Source organism: Streptomyces sp. NBC_00647, assembly GCF_045207245.1.
Taxonomy (GTDB): domain Bacteria; phylum Actinomycetota; class Actinomycetes; order Streptomycetales; family Streptomycetaceae; genus Streptomyces.
This window is the reverse complement of record NZ_CP109040.1, coordinates 421,051-439,949: the sequence shown is the minus strand read 5'-3', so window position 1 is coordinate 439,949 and position 18,899 is coordinate 421,051. Positions and strand designations below refer to the sequence as shown.

The following is an 18,899-nucleotide window of genomic DNA, read 5'->3' as shown; positions in this document are numbered from 1 at the left end:
ACGCCCCATGCTGAACAGCTACGACGACTTCACCCAGCTGACCGAGATCATCGTCGGGTCCGCGGAGAACTATCTCGGGCACGACCGCGACTTGACCTTCGAGTTGTTCTTCCACGAAGCCCTCGGCGGCTACCGCTCCGACTGGGCCTACCCTCGCCTGGCCGCCCGCGGCACCGGACAGGCAGAGCACTGGAAGATCAGCCAGCGCTACGCCGAGGAACTGCACGAGGACGTCGAGGACCTCGCCACCCTCATCGGCTCCCTCGGCATCACCGTGCACCGGCCCCTGCCGCTCCCGAAAGACGCCGCGGCGATCGCCGGGCTGGGCTGGCAGGCCGCCCCGACCCCGGCCCTGAACATCCGCGACAACACCCTCATCGTCGGCAACGAGATCATCGAGACGGCCCCCGCGATCCGCAGCCGCTACCTAGAGACCCGCCTGCTGGCACCGGTCTTCCGCCGCTACTTCGAAGCCGGCGCCCGCTGGTCGACGATGCCTCGCCCCACCCTCACCGACGCCTCCTTCGACCTCAGCTACGCCCGCGACGCGGCCACCACCCTCGGCGGCCCGACCGAGCCGGTCACCAACCCGCAGCCCAGCCCCTACGACGTCGGCACCGAGATGATGCTCGACGGCGCCCAGGTCCTGCGCCTGGGCCAGGACCTCATCGTCAACATCGCGCAGGACAACCACCGCATCGGCGCGGACTGGCTCGAGCAGCAGGTCGCAGGACGTTTCCGTATCCACCGTGTGTGGCGCATGGCCGACAACCACATCGACTCCATGCTCCTGGCTCTGAAGCCCGGCGTGTTCCTCGCCCGGCACGCAGGCCTGCGCGACTTCCTGCCGGAGGCCTTCCGTACCTGGCGGTTCATCGTCCCGCCCGAGCCGGACCCCGGCAGCTTCCCCGCCTACGACGACGCCGATCTCCTCCTCACCAGCCCCTACATCGACATCAACGTCCTCTCGTTGGACGAGGAACGCGTGCTGGTCAACGCCGACTGCTCCGGGTTGATCAAGACTCTGGAGAGCGAGGGGTTCACCGTGATCCCGGTCCAGCACCGCCACCGGCGCCTGTTCGGCGGCGGCTTCCACTGCTTCACCCTCGACACCTGCCGTACGGGCGGGCCGGAGGACTACCGGTGAGCGTGCCGGTGCTGCTGCTGGAGGCGGCCGGCCCCGAGTCCTGGGCACTGGTCCGGGCCGCGGCCGCCGCCGGTCACCGCGTGCACGCCGTCACCGACATGGCCACGCTCGCCACCTACCCCGACGAGCTGCGCCAGTTGCTGGCGGGCTCGCTGGTCACCGACTTCGCCCAGCCCGAGCGGGCCCGCGCCGACATCACCAGCTACGGCCGCCGGATCGGCGCCCGGGCCCTTCTGACCGTCAACGAGTACCTCACTGATCTGGCCGCCCGCGCCTGCGCTGACCTCGCCCTGCCGGGCAACGACCCCGAACAGGCCAGCGCGGCCCGGAACAAGGCCGCTATGGCGGCCGCGTTCGAAGCCGCCCGCGTCACGACCCCGCGGACGATGACCGTTGCCACCGACGCCGAGCTGCAGGCCCGGTTCGCGGCCGGGGACGTCGTCCTCCCTTGCGTGGTCAAGCCGGCCGACGGCGCCGGATCGTCCGGCGTCACCGTGGTCACGAATCCTGCAGAACTGGAGCAGGCCTGGCGCTCCGCCCGGTCGGCGCAAGTGATGTACGGGCTGCCCCGCGACGAACGCGTGCTGGTCCAGGACCACATTCCAGGGCGCGAGTTCAGCGTCGAGTCCATCACCCAGAACGGTCAGTCGACCCACCTGTGCATCACCCGCAAGCACATGACCAGCGGCCTGCACCGCGTGGAACTGGGCCACAGCCTGCCCGCCCGGCTGACGCCAGCGGCCGAACGCGCCGTCCTCGAACAGACCGACCGGGCCATCGCCGCCGTCGGCGTCCGCAACGGCGCCACCCACACCGAACTCATCGTCAGCCCCGGCGGCCGGCCCAGCGTCCTGGAGATCGGCGCCCGCCTCGGTGCCGGACACATCGGCATCCTCATCCAGCACGCCCTCGGCATCGACCCCTGGCACACCCTGTGGGACATCGCCCTCGGCCGACCCGTCACCAAAATCCCCGCATCGCGCGGGTACGCGACTGTCCGGTTCCTGACAGCACCCCGCCCCGGGCGGCTGATCTCCGTCACTGGCCTGCCCGAGCTGAGCCCGACCGTCCCCGCCGTCCACGTCCGCGCGGCCGTAGGTGCCCGGGTCGGGCCGGCCACGTCCAACCGCGGCCGCCTGGGCCACGTCATCATCACCGGCGACCGCCCGCGCACCGTCGACGACCAAGCCGAGCAACTGCTGAGGCGGATCACCGTCGCGGTCGACGAGGAAGGGGCGGCATGCTCCTCCGGCCGGCCCGCGCACGATGCCCGCAGTCACCAGGTCACCAGTGCCGTGGAGTTCGACCGGCTCTTCGCACGTGAGGGAGTCGACAACGCATTCAGCAAGCTCGTACACCGCGTCGACCCCCACCTGCCACCGGGACTCGGCCCGTTCTCCTTCCTGTGTACGGGCCTGCTCCACCACATCAGCGAGCAACTCGCCCTGCACCAAGGGCAGGTCCTGGCCGATCTGGGGTGCGGACCCGGCGGTCTCGGCCTGTGGCTCGCCGGCCAGGCACGGGCAGCCCTGACCGGGATCGACTTCTCCGCCGTCGCTATCACAGCGGCCCGAAACCGTGCCGCGCAGCTGCCCGTCTCAGCGGCCTTCAGCGTCGCCGACCTCGCGAGCCTGCCCCTGCCCGACCAGAGCGTCGACCGGGCCCTGTCGCTCGACGCCCTGCAGTACGTTCCCGACCGCACGACAGCAGCCGGGGAGGCGTTGCGGATCCTCAAGCCCGGCGGCCGCCTGGTCCTCACCGGCTGGCAGCCACGGATCCCCGGCGACGAGCGCCTCCCAGCACGCCACCGTCACACCGACTGGCACCGCGTGCTGCGCACGGCGGGCTTCACCGACATCCACACGGCCGACGATCCCACCTGGGATACCGCCTACCAGGAGATCTACCGCCAGGCCCTCGCCGTTCCCAGCGAGAGAGGAACCGCGCTGGCCGGGCTGCAGGGCGAGGCCCGACGCAGACTGCCCACCGCGAACCTGCTGCGCCGGATCGCCGTCACAGCCGACCGGCGCCAGATTGTTGCCGGTTGAAGCTCAGGTCAGCTGTGCGAGGACGGCAGCGACCAACTGGTAGGTGTCGCGCACGCCGTCGGTGTTGTGCAGGCGGTGACGCTCCAAGCGGATGGCACCCACGTGACGGGCCTCGTAGACCAGTCCGCGCCAGGTGGCGGCGGGGGAGAGGTGGCGGGGCCCGTAGGTGTCCCAGAACGCGGTGCGTTCGTCCTCCTTGGCGGTGGCCATACGGATGGTCCAGTCGGCGTCCGGATCGCCGAAGAGCGTGCGGTCCAGGTCGAGGACGCCGGTGATCACCGGCTCGGGGGAGTGCGGATCGAGCATCGTATTGACGGTCCACAAGTCACCGGTGAGCAGGCACGGCTCGGTGATCTCATTCAGAGCCTCCCGGTGGTCGCCGGCGATGTCCGCGACCTTGCGCAGGTCCGCAGCATCCAGGCCAAGGCGGCTGACGTCGTCGGCGATGGCGGTGAGGGAGGCGACGACCGCGGCACCCCAGGTGGGGTGTCCGGGGCCCGCGACGGGTCCGAAGTGCGGGCCGCGGACAGCGTGAACCCGTGCCGCGATCTCCCCGAGCTGGGCGAAGAATCCCGGCCACAGGTCCCTGGAGTATGCGCCGAGACGGTCGGGCGCGGGCACGCCGTTCAGGTGGCTCTGCACCATCCAGTCCCGGCCGGCGATCTCCTGCGACCAGTCGGCGAACAGGACGCGGGGCATCAGGTCCCCGACAGTGGCGAGGTAGGGCACGGAGGCGTACTCGTTGCGCATCAACTCGTGCTCGGACGCGAACTGACGCTCAGGAGAAGGCGCGACCCGAAGGATCACCGGCTCGGTCTCGCCGCCCAGAGTGATCCGGTAGGTGGTGTTGTACATGCCGCCGCCAAGCTCCACGGCGGACGTGACGCGTGCGGTGCTCCCGAAGGCGCGCCGGCCGATCCTCTGGATGTCCTCGGCGGTGACGGGCTGCTGGAACGCGTGCGGGTCGCGGGGGATGGATCGGAAATCCATAAGGCTCCTTCAGGCCCGAGGAGAGGCAGTTGACGGTTCAGAAGTAGGCGACGGAGTTACGGGAGCGGTGGGGCGTAGTGGTCGGCTTCCCGACCCGCGCGTCCCCGTGCAGGAGTTCGCCCTCAAGGGCGTACCGGCCCTGGTGCTTGCTGATACCCGTGATCGCGGCAACGGCGAGCACCATGCCCTCGGTGTTGACGATCTGCACCTCGTCCTGGGCCAGAGCCCGGTCCGCGTTGAACTTCCAGATGCCACGGCCCGCCACCCACGCCTCGTCCTCCGTCATCCCCGGGCGCCACCCGATCGCGGACCGGCCGAGGCTGTCGCCCGGCTCTGCGGGCCGCTCCGGGCCCAACTGGATCTGAAGCACACCCACTCCTTTAACTTCCTAATTTGTTGAGAAGTTACGACCGTGCCGCTAACTTGTCAACAAGTTGAGAAGTTCGGTAGTGGCGGGGCAGCGGACTGGCCCACGGGCCGGACTCGCGGGGACGCCCGGTACCCGTTGGCAAGGCGCTTGTTCCGCGCGGCCACGACGCGACTTCCACACCGGGCGTTCCATATGCGCCAGATGGCGGGTTAAGGTCACGTTCCGCGAGGATCTTGCACGGAGGCGCCGGGGATGGAGAACAGCACGCCAGGACGCACGGGCCGCCCCCCAGGCATACGAAACCGTCGAAGGCGAGCTGACATCCCGCCAGGCGGCCATCGTCCGCTACATCAGCGAGTCGGTCACCCGGCAGGGCTACCCGCCCTCCATGCGGGAAATCGGCCAGGCCGTGAACCTCTCCACCACCTCCTCGGTCGCCCATCAACTGGGAGCACTCGAACACAAGGGAGTCCTCTTCCGCGACCCACACCGTCCCCGCGCCTACCGAGTGCGGCCCTCCTGGGCCCCCGAGCTCGGCGCCCGGAGCACGGAGCCGGTCGAGGTGCCGCTGGTCGGAAAGATCGCGGCCGGCGCACCCCTGCTCGCCGAGGAGATGTTCGAGGACGTCTACTCCCTGCCCCGGCAGTTCTGTGTCAACTGCCAGCGTGTTGCTAAATCGGCAGCGGGAGTCGTGCAAACACTCCTGGTAGAACGCTGCAGCAGGTCGGTCGATCGCGGCGGAGGGAACGTCGAGGAGATGAGGTTGCTGCCCCGGGTGCGACGTTGCAGGCATCGGCAGGGTTGAGGCCCGATGTGCCGCCTCTGCAGAAGTGGCTTGGGTGGCGGTGAGGCCGCTTTGGAACATCACCCGGTGATCTGCAACCTGCCGGGGCCAAGTGGCCAATATCGAGAGGCCGCTGAACGACGTCCCAGCCACCGGACAGCGGCTGGGCGCCACGGTCGCCCTCTCGGCCGCTCGCACAAGCTCGTGCCGAAAGTGCCAGGGATGGCTACCCTTCCTGGCCGAGCAAGGACTCCAGCGCGGCCCGTGCCTCCTCCGGCCGTTCCGCGCTCACGGTGACCCGCCGCCCGTCCGATGTGGTGATCTCAACGGCGGTCCGCGCCCGTCGCCTGACCAGCCACGCTGCCAAAGTCCTAGCCAGGGAAGTCAGCCCTCTGCTGTCCAGCGCTGCGACCTGCAGTGCCGCCAGACTGCCCGCCTCCGTCAGACCTGTCGGCGCAGGTTGTGTCACGAGCCGGGCTCGTCCGCGGAAGGCAGGCTCTTCCTGCAGCTGTTGCAGCAGCGATTGCAGGTCCTCCGCGTCTCCGAGCCCTGTCCGGATCTGGACATCCGTTGCTTCCCCGGCGGGCTTTGACGCCAGAGGGCGGCGGATCTGGTCGGCTTCTTCGGAGCGTCCGAGCCTGTCGAGGGCGTCTGCTTGAACTGCCAGTGCCCGGTGCAGGTCGCTGGAGAACACTGCAGGCAGTTGCGCAGTGAACCGGCGGAGGATCTCCACTGCCTCTCCGGCCTCTTCCAGGGCCCTGTCCAGGTCATGGTGCTCTCTGGTCCGTAGCCACGCTGCCGCGCTGAGCGATTGTGCGAGGCCGGGGAGGAAGGCGTCCGGGGTGGTTGCTGCGAGGCGTCGCCGGAGTGAGATGGCTTCGTCGATCGTTGGTGCTCTGCGAGGGCGGTGTAGCGGCGGGCCTGCTCAGGTGGGTCGCTCTGATCTGCGGCAAGAGGGCATCGCCACCGCCGACCAGGCAATTGAGATCTACCGGCGGCTGGCCACACGGGGGCGGAGCCGGTCGCGAGGACGGCGCCGATGGCATGGCCAGCGCATCCCCGCCCGCTGGCCCTTCCTCGGTAGATGACACGGGTTCTCCGTCCGACGGTCGGCCACGCGGCAGAGCACCTTCTGGACCCCGCTCAGCTGCCCGCAGGATCTGGCTGGCCTCGGGAAGGTGTTCGCCGGACAGCGGCAGGCGCGGCAGACGCTTCACTCGATCGTGTGGGGATCTGAAGATTACTCGTATCTGATCACACCACCCCTGCGGTCGCGCCACAGTCTCTACGTCGTCTGCCCGCCGGTAACCGCAACTAGGTCCGAGATCCCCGGGTCGTCCGCACTCGGAGCCGGCCACTGCAGGGCGACCCGGAGCGGGCGAGCCTGCAGTCTTCGGCTCTCATGGAGGCCAGGGCCCGGATGTCGCTCTCCTGGATGGGAGATGCAGTGGACCATTCGCTGGGGCACTTTGCGCCCTGACGGGCGGTGAACTTGCGGAGCAGGCCCTCTTCTCCGGCTTCGCTGAACTGACGATGTGGGTCCCGCGCACGCTACGGCCGCGGCGGGGAACTCCAGGCGGTGCACAAGGCCTGGGAACGGGTCGGCGTAGGGACCCTGTGTCCCGTATGGAGTCCGTCGCGCCGGTCGCGGATCGTGCCGAGCCTGCGCGGCGGGCCCGACGACGAGGCCCGACGCGCCACCATCGGCCGGAGGCGTGCAACGGTTGCGCACCCCAGTACCGCTGTCTCGCCGTTCTCCCGGTTCGGCCCTCCGCCGTCCGCGCTCCGGTATGACCTAGTCACCCTGCTGTTCCAGAAGGGCGCTCCGTTCGGGGAGTTCAATGCGGAGGCGCCCGACAGGAGGGAGGGCGGGAGGGGGTGGCGGACTCCGCGCCGTTCGGCGGGGCCGGTCCGTCTTCACTCGTTGCCGCTGGTTGCCGTCGTGGTGGAACGCCGAGCCTGGCGTTGGGTGCGTCCGCCTTCCTTGCTCTCACGGGCTTGGACGGCGCGGACATCGCGACCGGGGCCTCCCGGCGGGGTGTTGGCCGCGTGGCGCCCTGCGCCTTGTGGCGTAGACCTCCGACTCGGTCTTGGCTGTTGGTGGTGTGGGGGTGGTGTGTTGGGTGGTGTGGGTGGGGTTGGGTGGTTGGTCTTTTGTGGGGTGTTGGTGTGTGCGGGTTGTTGTGGTGGGGTGGGGGCCGGGTTTATAAAGAACCGTCCACCCGGTTTTGTTTAGGGCTGGGTGCGGTGAGCTTCGGTGCGGTGACGGCTGCCGCCGGGTACCGGGTGCCGGGTGCCGGTGGTTGGTTGCTGCGGTGGCTGGTGCTGTGCCGGGTGCTGGTGGCTGTCGGTTGCTGGTGGCTGGTGGCTGGTGGCCGGGTGCTGGTGGCTGGGTGCTGCTGGCTGTCGGGTGCCGGGTGTCGGTGTCGGTGTCGGGGTGTTGGGGTTGGGGGTTGGTGTGGTGGGTCGGGTGCATGTGGATGTGTTGGTGGTGGGTGGGGGGCCGGTGGGGTTGTGTCTGGCGGCGGAGTTGGCGGGGGCGGGGGTTCGGGTGTTGGTGGTGGAGGTGCGGGAGTCGGTGGAGGTGCGGCCGAAGGCGACGGTGTTGCATGCGCGGTCGGTGCAGTGTCTGGTGCGGCGTGGTTATGGGGGTGATGTGGTGCCGGTGGAGTGGGGGGCACCGGTGGCGGGGGTGTCTGCGGCCGGTGTGTCGGCGGGGTGGGGTGGGGCCCTTGTGGGTGGGGTGTCGGGGGTGGGTGTGTCGTCGGTGTTTCATTTTGGGGGGTTGGGGGGTTGGTGATTTCGGCTCCGGTGGGGGAGCCGGTGCCGGTGGTGCGGTGTGTGCAGGCGGAGTTGGAGGTGGGGTTTGAGCGGCGGGCGCGGTTGGCTGGTGTGCGGGTGGTGCGGGGGGTGGTGGTGGAGGGGTTGGAGGTGGAGGGGGATTGTGTGCGGGTGGTGGGGCGTGGGCCGTGGGGGGTGGTGAGTTGGCGGGCGGGGTTTGTGGTGGGGGCGGATGGTGCGCGGGGTGTGGTGCGGGAGTTGGCGGGGTTCGGGTGTCGGTCGTGGCCGGCGTCGGCGCGGGCGTTGATGGGGTGGGTGCGGCCTTCTCGGGTGGGGGAGTTGGTGGCGGGGTGGCATCGGACGCGGCGGGGGTGGGTGGTGGTGAAGGAGGCGGGGGATGGGGGGGTGCATGTGCGGACGTTGAATTGTGGGGGTGGTGAGGTGGAGGGGGTGCGGGGGCGGCCGGTGTCGTTGGGGGAGTTGCGGGGGGAGGTGTCGTGGATTGTGGGGCGGGATGTGGTGTTGGGGGAGGGGCGGTGGTTGTCGCGGTTCAGTGATTTTTCGCGGGTGGCGGGGTCGTTTCGGCGGGGGCGGGTGTTGTTGGCGGGGGATGCGGCGCATGTGCATTTCCCGGTGGGGGGGCAGGGGTTGAGTACGGGGCTTTTGGATGCGGTGAATCTGGGGTGGAAGTTGGCGTTGTGTGTGCGGGGGGTGGCGGGGGAGGAGTTGTTGGATTCGTATGACGTGGAGCGCAGGGCGGCGGCGTTGCGGGTGGTGGAGAGCACGCGGGCGCAGTTGGCGTTGATGCGGCCGGGGGCGGAGCTGGATCCGTTGCGTGATCTGTTCGGGTCGTTGATGCGTGAGGGCGGGGCGGGGGGTCTGGGGCAGATGGTCAGTGCGCAGGACACGGTGCTGCCGGTGGCGGAGGGGTCTGTGTCGGGGTGTGAGGGAAGGTTTCTGCGCAATGTGGTGTTGCGGGCCGGGCGCGGGGTGACGGATGTGGTCGGTGTGCTGCGGGGTGGGGCGGGGCCGGTGTTGTTGCTGGCCGGGGAGTCGGGGGGTTGTTTCGTGGACCAGGTGCGTGGGTGGTCGCGGGTGGTGCGGGTGGTGCGGGTGGCGTCGATTCCGGGTGTGGACTGTGAGGCGTTGCTGGTGCGGCCGGACGGTTACATCGCGTGGGCGGCGGACGGGGGAGGGGGCTGGATGTGGCGCTGAGGGCGATGCTGGGTCCCGGTGTGTGTGGCGGACCGGCGGGGCCGCCGTCTGAGGGGGTGCCGTCTGAGGGGGTGCCGTCTGCGGGGGTGCGGTCTGCGGGGGTGCCGGCCGGGTCGCGGCGGGTGGCGGGCAGCGGGACGCGGCGCTGAGGGTGCCCGCCGGAGCCCGCCGGAGCCCGCCGGGGCCGGAGCATGGGCTGGAGCATGGGCTGGAGCTGGAGCTGGAGCCGGAGCCGGAGCCGGAGCCGGAGCCGGAGCTGGAGCCGGAGTGGAGCCGGAGCCGGAGCATGGGCCAGGGCCGGGCCAGGGCCGGGCCAGGGGCCGGGGCAGGGGCCGGGGCAGGGGCGTGGGGTGGGGCCTGGGCTGGGGGTGCGGGTGTGGGTGGCGCCGGTGGCGGGGTGTGGCGGGTGATCCGCGGATGTGTGTTCGCGGGTCGCTGTGGTGAGTTCCTCGGGCGGCTCGGCCGCCGGGTCCGGGGCGTGGCTCACCGTCTCGGGGCGGTCCGTCTCGGTCATCGGGTGGCCGGTCCCGGGCGGGGTCCGGCCGGGCGGCTGCGTGGCCCGGGCTGCGGAGGGGCGGAACCGGTGCGGGCGCGGCGCTGAGGGCGGTCGTGGAGCCGGTTCGGGCGCGGCGCTGAGGGTGGTCGTGGAGCCGGGGCGGTGTGCCCGCCGTGGGGTCGGTGCCGGCAGTGCCCGCGGTGCGGTCGGTGCCGGTGGTGGTGTCGGTGCCCGCCCCGCTGTGCCGGTGGTGCTGTCGGCGGGTTCGTGGGGGACGGCGGGGGGTCGGGCAGGGCGCGCCTGGGGATGCCGGGGGGTCGGGCAGGGCGCCTGGGGGGTGCTGGGGGCGTTGCGGGGCCGGGGTTGTGGGTCGGCCGCGTTGCCCGCGGGTGCTTGCCGGGTCCTGGCCCGGTCCCGGCTGTGTGTCTGCCGTGGGGAGCGGAGCGGGCGGGGTTGCCGCCCGGTTTGTGGCGGGCGGCGGTGTGGGGGTGGGGGTGGGCTGCGGGTCGTGTGGTGGGTGCGGGACCCGGGGCCCGTGGGGCCTGTGGCCTGGGGTTTGTGGGGGTGGGCCGGTCAGTTGGTGGTGGGTTGGGGGGTGTCGTGGTGGTGTTGCTGGAGTTCGTCGAAGACTTTTTCGCCTCGGCCGTCGGCGAGGTCGACGGAGGCCAGGACGGAGGAGTGGACGACGGAGGGCAGCAGGTGGCGCAGGAGGTCGGAGATGCGGCGTTGGAGGTCTTGGTAGTCGCAGACGGCCTGGGACATGGCCTGGACGCCGGCGAAGGCGCCGACCATGACGTCGGCGGTGGTGTGGGGCTGGACGTGGGGGAGGAGTTCGCCTTGTTGCTGGGCGGCGGTGAGGGTGTCGCGGATGGACTGGCTCCAGCGGGCGAAGGGGCCGCTGCGGTCCAGTCCCTGGGCCTGCTGGTCCAGGGCGAGGCGGACCCCGGCGCGGACCATGGGGTCGGTCTGGAGGCGGTAGGCGTGGAGCATGCCCATGTCGACGAGTTCCTGGACCTTGCAGGCGCGGGGGATGGAGGTCTGGCCGTCCTGCTGGGACAGCACGCCCTGGGCGAGGTGTTCCTTGGAGGGGAAGTGGAAATACAGTGCGCCCTTGGTGACTTCGGCCGCGGTGAGGATCTCGCTGATGGTGGCGGCCTGGTAGCCGCGTTCCTCGAAGACGCCGGCAGCCGCCGAGAGGATCGACTGCCGGGTGCGGATCGCCCGGTCCTGCATGGCCATGTCGGCCTCCTTCCGTGCTGTTCTTGCTGGGCATATGCCCGGTCCGCCGACCCGGCAAAAGAAACCGTCCAGTTTGTATATTACAGGTTGTCGGGCGTGGGGCCTCCTGCCTCGGCCGATTGCGGGACACGCCGGCCGGGCGGATGTCCGGGAGAGCGGTGCCGGTCCGTGGTGAAACCAGGACGGGCCGGGGCGAAACCGGGGCCGGGCGGGGCGGGAGCAGGCCGGTTCGATGCGCTTGCGGGCCCAACTGGCGGTGGGCCGGGGCGGGGCGGCGTGCTCGGCGGCCGGGCTGCCGCTCGCGCGGACCGTGCCCGGACCGCCCGCCCGGGGGTGTGCCGCATGGCCGGGGTGAGGGCGGGTCCCCGGGACGGTTCGGTGCGGGGCCCGGTGATGCGGGGTGAGAAGCCGGGCGGCCGGTATGCCGCTGCGCGGATCGCGTTCGCTCACCTGCCAGGACCCGAGTACCGCCGAACCCGAACCCGAACCCGAACCCGGGCCGGGGCCGGGGTGGCTCCGGGCCGGGTTCGCGGTGAGGCGCGGGCCGGTTCGCGGTGGTGCCGACGGTGCTGGGCTGAAGCCGGGTCCGGGTCCGAGGTCGGGCCCAAGTCCGGTTGGCTGCGGGCTGGTTCACGGTCGGATCCGGGCCGGTCCGCAGTGGTGCCGGCCGTGTTGGGGCGAAGCCGAGCCCTGGCCCTGGCCCTGGCTCTGGCCCGGGTCCGGGTTCGAGGTCGGGCCCAAGTCCGGGTGGCTGCGGGCCGGTTCACGGTGGCTCCCGGGCCGGTTGGGGTGATGCCGGGCCCGGGCCCGGGTCCGGGCCCCAGTCCGAGCCCGAGCCCGAGCCCGAGTCCGAGTCCGAGCCCGAGCCCGAGCCCGAACCCGAGCCCGAGCCCGAGTCCGAGCCCGAACCCGAGCCCGAGTCCGAGCCCGAACCCGAGCACGGGCCCGAGTCCGGGCCCGAGTCCGGGCCCGAGTCCGGGTGGCTGCGGGCTGGTTCACGGTCAGGTGCGGGCTGGTTCGCGGCAGTGGCAGTGGCAGTGGCAGTGGCAGTGGCAGTGGCAGTGGCGGTGTGGCGGTGGTGTTGGGGTGGGGCGGGGCTGGATTGGGGTGTGGTGGGGCCGGGGTGGGTCCGGGTCGGGTCGGGTGTGGTCGGGGTTGTTTCGTGGTGGTGGGGAGGGGTGGGGGTTGTGATTTTGGTGACGGGGGCGACGGGGACGACGGGGCGGGCGGTGGTGGAGGGGCTGGGCCGGCTGTCCGGGGGTGTTCGGGTGCGGGTATTGGTGCGTGATGCGGGGCGTGCGGTGGGGTTGCCTGCGGGGGTGGAGGTGGTGGTGGGGGATCTGGGGGACGAGGCGTCGCTGGAGCGGGCGCTGTTGGGGGTGCGGGCGGCGTTCCTGCTGACGTGCCGGGTGGGTGAGGGTGATGATGTGCGGTTCGTGCGGGCGGCGCGGGCGGCGGGGGTGGGGCGGGTGGTGAAGCTGTCGGCTGCGGCGGTGACGGATCCGCAGGCCGGGGATGTGGTGACGTGCTGGCAGCGTGAGGCCGAGGCGGTGGTGTGTGGGTCGGGGCTTGAGTGGACGTTGCTGCGTCCGCGGGCGTTCATGTCGAACACGTTGGGGTGGGCGGCGTCGGTGAAGACGGAGCGGGTGGTGCGGGCGTTGTGTGCGACGTCGCGTAATGCGTGTGTGGATCCGCGGGATGTGGCGGCGGTGGCGGTGTGTGCGCTGACCGGGCCGGGGCATGCGGGCCGCGCCTACACGCTGACCGGGCCGCAGGCGCTGACGGTGCGGGAGCAGGCGCGGGAGCTGGGGCGGCAGTTGGGGGTGGAGCTGGGTGTGGAGGAGCTGGGCCGGGAGGCGGCCCGGGCGGTGTTGGGGCGGCGGTATCCGCCGCTGGTGGTGGAGGCGTTGCTGGACAGTGCGTGCCGGCAGCGGGCGGGTGCCAAGCAGGTGGTGGAGCCCGCGGTGGCCGCGCTGCTGGGCCGGCCGGCCCGTTCCTACCGTGACTGGGTCGGTGACCACCTGGACGCGTTCCGGCTGTCCGGTGCGCAGGGCGCCGGGGCGCCGGTGGGGTGAGGCGGCCGGGAAGGCCGGGTGCGTCCATGGCCGGGAGCCGCCGGAAATCTTTCGTGTTCCCCTTCCGGGTGGGGAGCGGAAACCCTGTTCGCGCCGGACTGACGGTTCAGGACTTCGGCACGGCTTTTGGGGTGTGTTTCCCGCCGGCCGGCGGGCTGTTCACGGGAGCGGTGGTCCGGTCCTGCGGGTGGGAGGGGCCGGCGTCGCGGAGGCGGACGGGCCTGCCGCCACCGCTGGGTCACCGCACTCCGGTCCCCGGCGGCGGTGTTTCCCGGTCCGTCGGTGTCTTTGGCCGGGCGCGGTCATCGGGCCTGGTCATCGGGGCCGGTACGGCAGGCGGATGCGGATGCGGGTGCGGGTGCGGGTGCGGCGGTGGCGGGCCTCGAGGAGCTGGCCGGGGGTGGGTCCGTCGAAGGTGGAGGAGATGCGGGCGAAGGCTTCCAGCAGGGACAGCAGGTGGGGGTCGACGTCCGGGTACTGCCGTTCGCGTTCCACGAAGGGTTCGATGGCGGCCCAGACCTTTGCCGGTCGGCCCCGGACCATCAGGGCGGCGGTGGTTTCGTCGATGACCCCGACCGCGTACAGGCTGGCCAGGGTCTGGAAGAAGTAGGCGATGTTGTAGACCGCGGTCTTCGCCTGCGGCGGCAGGCCGCGCAGACCGCCGTCGGGCGAGTGCCGCTGCCTGAGTTCGCTGCACACGTACACGTACTGCTCGTGCATCTGCGGCTTGCGGAACTCGGCCAGCAACTCGGTGAAGGCGGGCAGGTGGTTGGCGTGCCGCGCGGTGCGCACTTGCCGGGCCCCGAACCACATGGAGGCCACCACCGCGCTCACCGAGATCAGGATGGCGAGCAGGTTCAGCCAGGTCGCTGCGTCCACGCTCCGATCGTAGGGGCGGAATTCCGGCCACCGCCCCGGCCGTGCGCGTCCCGGCTGTGCGCGTCCCGGTTGTGCGTGCCCCGGCTGTGCGCGGGGGCATCGGCGTGGCCCGTCGCGGCACCGTCGCCGTCGTCTTGGTCGGGCTCTGGCTCCAGCCCTGGCCGACGGCCGTGCCGGCTCGCCTCGGCCGATTTTGCCGACACGGCCTGGACCGAGGAGAACAGCAGCTCGTTCAGCTGCGGCATCAGCTGCGGCAGTACTTCGTTCGCGGTGAAGGACTGTCGGCCGCGCCGTCGTCGGGCCGGCCGGTTTCTGGGCGGACTTCAGTGGCCTCGGGCGGTCGGTGCGCGCGTGACTGGCTGGCCGCGCATGAAGCCGGTTGCCCTCGTCAGGCCCCCCCTTTGGAGTCAGTCATCTGCCCCCTTGGGAGTCGGTCGTCCGGGGAACCGGGAGGCGTTCTGCCGGCGGACCGCCGAGATCAGTCCGCCGGGCTGCTCCTCGTGCTGCGGCGGGGTGCCGGCCGGGCGGCCGTAGGCGCCAGCGCGCTCGCGCAGGGTGTGGCTGTGGGCCTCCCAGCCGTGCCCGGCCAGCCAGTCCACCGGGTCGTCGGGCATCTCCGAGACCCACATGGACGCCGCCGATCCCTGCGCGGCGTCCGCGCCGAAGCGCTCGATCACGCCGCGCGAGCCCAGGGTCAGCCCCATCCGGCTGCCTGCCGCCGACTGCGCGCTGATCCGGGCCAGCAGCAGCTCCACCGCCTCCTGGGGCAGATAGATCAGCAGTCCTTCGGCGATCCACGCGGTCGGCACGGCCGGGTCGTGCCCTGCGGCGGCGAGCGCGCCCGGCCAGTTTTCCCGCAGGTCCACCGCGACGGTGATCCGCTCGCAGCGTGCGACGGCCCGCTCCTGGCGCAGCACCGAAGCCTTGAAGTCCAGGGGCGCGGCGGTGTCGATCTCGAACAGCCGGGTGCCCTCGGGCCAGTCCATCCGGAAGGCCCGGCTGTCCATGCCGGCGCCGAGCAGCACGACCTGGCGGACCCCGGACGCGGAGGCCTGCTGCAACACCTCGTCGAGGAACCTCGTCCTGATGACGATGGAGAACGACACGGCCTGCCGGCGGCGTCGCGCGGCCTCGTCGTCGGGCAGCGGCGGCGAGGAGGGCCACAGGCCGCCGGCGGTGGCGAAAGCCTGTGCCAGCGGGTCGCGGAACAGTGCGTTCTCCCGCTCGGTCTCCAGCGCCCGCACCCTGGCCACTCCCACCGCCGTGGCCCACACTCCCGACGGCTGCATCCGCTCCTGCTCATCAGCCACCGCGCCAGCCTAGATGACCGGTTGCAAGGGTCCGATGAGGGCAGCCGGCTTCATGCGCGGCCCTCCAGTCATGCGCACCGACCGCCTGCGGCCACGGAAACCGCACCGTCATGAGGCGAAGACCGGCAGCCGCCCTGTGTGGCCGCACGAAGGGGACCTGAGCCCGTTGTCGTGGACAAGGCCGGTGGTGGGCCGCCGTGGCGGGCGTGTTGCGGCCCCCCTTTTTTTCAGCTGCCGGGCCGGACCATGTCGTCGGTGTCACCGTCCTCGGAACGGTGCCGGACGTTTTTGACGGCCGGTTCCGGTTCGGGATGCGCGGCGCGTTCGCGCAGGTCCGCGACCGCGAGGAGCAGTGCGAGGATGCTGAATCCGACGGCGGTGAGCAGTCCCAGCTGGATGGCGGTGACGGACTGTCCGTGGTTGGCCTGGTGGGCGAAGTACACCGCGCCGACCACGGCGATTCCGGCTGCCGAGCCGATGCGCTGTCCCGTCTGCAGGACTCCGCCGGCCGCACCGGCGCGGTGCACGGGGACGCGGGTGAGGGTGAGTGTCGTGTTGGGGGAGACCGTGAGGCCGGAGCCGATCCCGGCGACGACCATCGGCAGGGCGGTGGCCCACCCCACGCTCTGCAGGGGTACCAGCTGCACCGCCGCGATCACCCCGAGCAGTCCCACCGCCACGGCGCCGAGGCCGGTGACGACGAGCATGCGTCCGTGGCGCATCACCAGACGGCCCCCGATCGTGGCGCCGACGGCCGAGGCGGCCGCGAAGGGCAGCACCGACAGGCCGGCCGCCAGCGCGCTGTATCCGACGGTGTTCTGCAGGAACAGGGAGTAGACGAAGAAGACGGTGGTGAAGCCGGCGAAGTAGGTGAGGCTGATCAGGGAGCCGAACGTGAAGGACCGCAGGGAGAACAGGCCCAGGTCGACCAGGGGAGCCTGTCCGCGCCGTCCCTGGCGCCGTTCCCAGGCCCAGAACGCGGCCAGCAGCAGCGCCCCCACCGGCAGCAGTGCCCACTTCAGCCGCCCGGTCCACTGCTGCTCCTGTACGAGGGGCAGCATGAGCGCGAGTACCGCGGCGCCCAGGAGCAGCACGCCGAACAGGTCGAACTCCTCCTTCTTCTTGCCTGCCGGGGCCGGGAAGCGGGGCAGCAGCCGCAGTCCCGCGGCCAGGGCGGCGGCCCCGATGGGCAGGTTGACGAAGAACACCCAGCGCCAGCCGTCGCCGGTGCCGGCGGCGTTGATCAGCAGACCGCCCGCCAGGGGGCCCAGTGCCGTCGAGATGCCGATGACGCTGCCGAGCATGCCGAAGGCCTTGGCCCGTTCGGCGCCCTGGAACATCTGCTGGATCAGTCCCGAGGTCTGCGGGGCGACCATGCCCGCCGCCGCGCCCTGCAGGAGCCGGAACAGCACCAGCCAGGAGGCGCTGGGTGCCAGGCCGCAGGCCGCCGAGGCCAGCGTGAACGCGGCCAGCCCGAGCAGGAAGGCCTGCCGCCGCCCGCGCATGTCGCCCAGCCGGCCCGCGGGGACGAGCACCAGCCCGAAGGCCAGGGCGTATCCGGAGACCACCCAGGACTGGGCGGCCTCCGAGGCGGCCAGCCCGTGCTCCATCGAGGGCAGCGCCACGTTCACGATCGAGGTGTCGAGCAGGGAGATGAAGCCCGCCGTCAGGCAGACCGCGAGCGCCTTCCACCGCCGGTCGTCGGAAACGGGCCGGGCCTGGACTGTGGTCATGGGGTCACGCTAAGCAGCAACCGCCCGCAACGCAGGGAAGGAGCCCTTCCGCGCGCGTCGTAAGCCGTCAGGCCTGCACCCATGCCTTGGGCAGCGGCAAGGGTGCACCGCACTGTCCTGGCGTTGCACCGCGCTGTCTTGGCGGTCGGGCGTATTTTGCGGTGCAGGCCGGCTGAGATGAGGAAGCGGGCGAGGCGGACGGCGGGACGGCAGCGCAGCCGTCCCTGTGCGTCCGGTCCCGGCTCAACGCACGGGACGACCTCGCGGCGGCGTAATCCGCAGGTCGGTGGTGCGGGTTTGCTGGGTCCGTTCTCCGGCCTCGCTCGCCCGATCGAGGCCCGTCTGCTCAGTCCCGGCGGGCCCTGACCGTGCTTGTGTTCAGCCGTCGTCCGCGACCACCTGGAAGCGCTTCGGGTGCCCGGGCCGGCGCGGGGGATGTGGTGACACCCGGCGGGCGTGCAGGGGCCGGTGAAGTGCCGGGCAGGTGCGGGCGGACGGGTCTTGGTGTCGCGGGTGGCGGATCGTCAGCAGTCCGGACCCCCTGTCGGCTTGGCCGGCAGGGGAGGGAACGCTCGGGCTGAAGGCAGTGTCTGTCCGGAGCCGGATGTGAAAGTGACGGTCAGCCGGCAGTCCAGTGCTGAGGCGATGCGCTCGAGGAGGGCCAGTGTGGGCAGGTCCCGTCCTGATTCAATGCGTGAGATCGCGGCTTGCCCGGTCCCGGCGAGCTCGGCCAGGCGTGTCTGGGACATTCCGCGCTGCCGGCGCCAGGAGCGGACCAGGTCTGCTGTGTCGTTCACTGCCCGTCCTTGCTGTAACGGGGCAGGCCGGCAGTGTCGATCTTCCAGTCGGCGATGGTGACGGTGTCCGAGAACGTGTAGTGCTGCCTGTTGTCGTAGGTGGGCACGCCGCTTCGGTGCACCGGTGCCCAGTAATGGACTGCGCTCCCGTCACGGGGGTCGACGATGAGGTAGTGCGGCACTCCCATGGCCGGGTAGTCGCGCAGCTTGCCCTCGTAGTCGTTGCTGGGATTGGACCGGGACACGATCTCGATCACCAGATGGCAGCGGCGGGGGTCGATCGCATCACTGTCGGCCACGGCCTCTTCCTCGTCGATCACGACGAGATCGGGTACACGCAGGATGCCGAGACCGGCATCTTCCATGTCGGTTTCGAGCATGAGGAGCATGCCTTTGCCCAACTGGGGCTCCAGCTGGGTGCGCAGGCGGTGGGCAACCAGCTGATGCTGCTTCTTCGGGCTCATCATCATCAGCAGTTGGCCATGGCTGATCTCCGGCCAGGCCAGCGGTTCAGGCCTGTCGAAAGTCTCACGGAACTCACGCAGATGCCAGTAGATGCTCTGTTCCGTCATACCCTCACCGTACATGACGAAATCGTCATGCATGGTGGGCCTCGCAGCCGCCGGGAGTCTTCGCGCTGCCTTCCGGGAGGCGAGCGGGACTACCGTGCCCGCGCCGGACTGGAACGGCCCGTTGTGCCGTGCCCGGTTCGGACTCGGCGACTTGGGGGTTCCGGCCCGTCGGGAGAGTTCACGGGCCCGGGCAGTCACCTCCCGGTGATGATCACGCCTCACGACGGGGAGCGCCTCGAAGCCTCCTTGCACCGGACGCCGGGAGGGATGAGCGCCAAGAACCCGAACGGCAGTGACCGCGGGGATGTGCCGGGTAGCGAAAGCCTTCGGCGCGCGGGTCCGGGGCGAGGAGGCGAGTACCGCCAGAAGCGGCATCCGGACGGCGTCACGGCGCGTGACCCCGTTCACGGACGTCTTGCCCGAGCCCCGAGCCCCGAGCCCCGAGCCCCGAACCCTGTGCCCT

14 protein-coding genes and 2 pseudogenes are annotated in these 18,899 nt (G+C 71.3%); 7 read left to right on the top strand and 9 right to left on the bottom strand.

Annotated features, from left to right (window positions below):
* Window positions 1-7 precede the first annotated feature (7 nt).
* Together OG788_RS02100 and OG788_RS02095 are read left to right on the top strand one after the other, a co-directional pair.
* On the top strand, window positions 8-1,147 hold the full coding sequence (locus OG788_RS02100) for a glycine amidinotransferase (RefSeq protein WP_406368750.1): 1,140 nt from the start codon (window positions 8-10) through the stop codon (window positions 1,145-1,147).
* Window positions 1,144-3,195: a methyltransferase domain-containing protein gene (locus OG788_RS02095; protein WP_406368748.1), complete on the top strand. Its 2,052-nt coding sequence runs from the start codon at window positions 1,144-1,146 to the stop codon at window positions 3,193-3,195. The genes OG788_RS02100 and OG788_RS02095 overlap by 4 nt, the downstream gene beginning before the upstream one ends.
* 3 nt (window positions 3,196-3,198) lie before the next feature.
* Here the strand turns inward: OG788_RS02095 and OG788_RS02090 are convergent, their stop codons facing one another.
* Window positions 3,199-4,185 (bottom strand): phosphotransferase family protein, encoded by a 987-nt coding sequence (locus tag OG788_RS02090; protein ID WP_406368746.1) that lies wholly within the window; start codon window positions 4,183-4,185, stop codon window positions 3,199-3,201.
* Window positions 4,186-4,222: 37 nt separating this feature from the next.
* Window positions 4,223-4,555, bottom strand: a complete 333-nt coding sequence (locus OG788_RS02085) for a hypothetical protein (protein WP_406368745.1) — start codon at window positions 4,553-4,555, stop codon at window positions 4,223-4,225.
* A 252-nt stretch (window positions 4,556-4,807) separates the two neighbouring features.
* Here OG788_RS02085 and OG788_RS02080 point away from each other — a divergent pair.
* Window positions 4,808-5,201: pseudogene (locus OG788_RS02080) on the top strand (LexA family protein); the annotation flags it as partial.
* Window positions 5,202-5,565: 364 nt separating this feature from the next.
* Here the strand turns inward: OG788_RS02080 and OG788_RS02075 are convergent.
* The gene (locus tag OG788_RS02075) at window positions 5,566-6,072 is read right to left on the bottom strand and encodes a hypothetical protein (RefSeq protein ID WP_406368743.1); all 507 of its coding nucleotides are present in this window, start codon (window positions 6,070-6,072) and stop codon (window positions 5,566-5,568) included.
* Window positions 6,073-7,632: 1,560 nt separating this feature from the next.
* On the opposite strand from OG788_RS02075, the gene OG788_RS02070 reads away from it, so the two are divergent.
* The 3 genes and pseudogenes from OG788_RS02070 (at window position 7,633) to OG788_RS02060 (ending at window position 9,335) form a co-directional block, all read left to right on the top strand.
* The gene (locus OG788_RS02070) at window positions 7,633-8,139 is read left to right on the top strand and encodes an FAD-dependent monooxygenase (protein ID WP_406368741.1); all 507 of its coding nucleotides are present in this window, start codon (window positions 7,633-7,635) and stop codon (window positions 8,137-8,139) included.
* A pseudogene (locus tag OG788_RS02065) lies at window positions 8,058-8,843 on the top strand (FAD-dependent monooxygenase); the annotation flags it as partial. The gene OG788_RS02070 and the pseudogene OG788_RS02065, both read left to right, overlap by 82 nt.
* A 6-nt stretch (window positions 8,844-8,849) precedes the next feature.
* Window positions 8,850-9,335 (top strand): hypothetical protein, encoded by a 486-nt coding sequence (locus tag OG788_RS02060; RefSeq protein WP_406376647.1) that lies wholly within the window; start codon window positions 8,850-8,852, stop codon window positions 9,333-9,335.
* Window positions 9,336-10,404: 1,069 nt separating this feature from the next.
* On the opposite strand, the gene OG788_RS02055 is transcribed toward OG788_RS02060, so the two are convergent.
* Window positions 10,405-11,070, bottom strand: a complete 666-nt coding sequence (locus OG788_RS02055) for a ScbR family autoregulator-binding transcription factor (RefSeq protein WP_266766307.1) — start codon at window positions 11,068-11,070, stop codon at window positions 10,405-10,407.
* A 1,187-nt stretch (window positions 11,071-12,257) separates the two neighbouring features.
* Here OG788_RS02055 and OG788_RS02050 point away from each other — a divergent pair.
* The gene (locus tag OG788_RS02050) at window positions 12,258-13,145 is read left to right on the top strand and encodes an NAD(P)H-binding protein (protein WP_406368740.1); all 888 of its coding nucleotides are present in this window, start codon (window positions 12,258-12,260) and stop codon (window positions 13,143-13,145) included.
* Window positions 13,146-13,460: 315 nt separating this feature from the next.
* On the opposite strand, the gene OG788_RS02045 is transcribed toward OG788_RS02050, so the two are convergent.
* The 5 genes from OG788_RS02045 to OG788_RS02025 form a co-directional block, all read right to left on the bottom strand.
* Window positions 13,461-14,024: a hypothetical protein gene (locus tag OG788_RS02045; RefSeq protein WP_406368739.1), complete on the bottom strand. Its 564-nt coding sequence runs from the start codon at window positions 14,022-14,024 to the stop codon at window positions 13,461-13,463.
* A gap of 407 nt (window positions 14,025-14,431) precedes the next feature.
* Window positions 14,432-15,298 carry a class I SAM-dependent methyltransferase gene (locus OG788_RS02040; protein WP_406376646.1) on the bottom strand — a complete coding sequence of 289 codons (867 nt, stop codon included), beginning with the start codon at window positions 15,296-15,298 and terminating at the stop codon, window positions 14,432-14,434.
* 263 nt (window positions 15,299-15,561) lie between these two features.
* Window positions 15,562-17,067 carry an MFS transporter gene (locus OG788_RS02035; RefSeq protein ID WP_406368737.1) on the bottom strand — a complete coding sequence of 502 codons (1,506 nt, stop codon included), beginning with the start codon at window positions 17,065-17,067 and terminating at the stop codon, window positions 15,562-15,564.
* A 524-nt stretch (window positions 17,068-17,591) separates the two neighbouring features.
* The gene (locus OG788_RS02030) at window positions 17,592-17,864 is read right to left on the bottom strand and encodes a helix-turn-helix domain-containing protein (RefSeq protein WP_406368735.1); all 273 of its coding nucleotides are present in this window, start codon (window positions 17,862-17,864) and stop codon (window positions 17,592-17,594) included.
* Complete coding sequence (locus OG788_RS02025) at window positions 17,861-18,436, bottom strand: Uma2 family endonuclease (protein ID WP_406368733.1); 576 nt, start codon at window positions 18,434-18,436, stop codon at window positions 17,861-17,863. Before OG788_RS02025 ends, OG788_RS02030 begins: the two co-directional genes overlap by 4 nt.
* Window positions 18,437-18,899 lie beyond the last annotated feature (463 nt).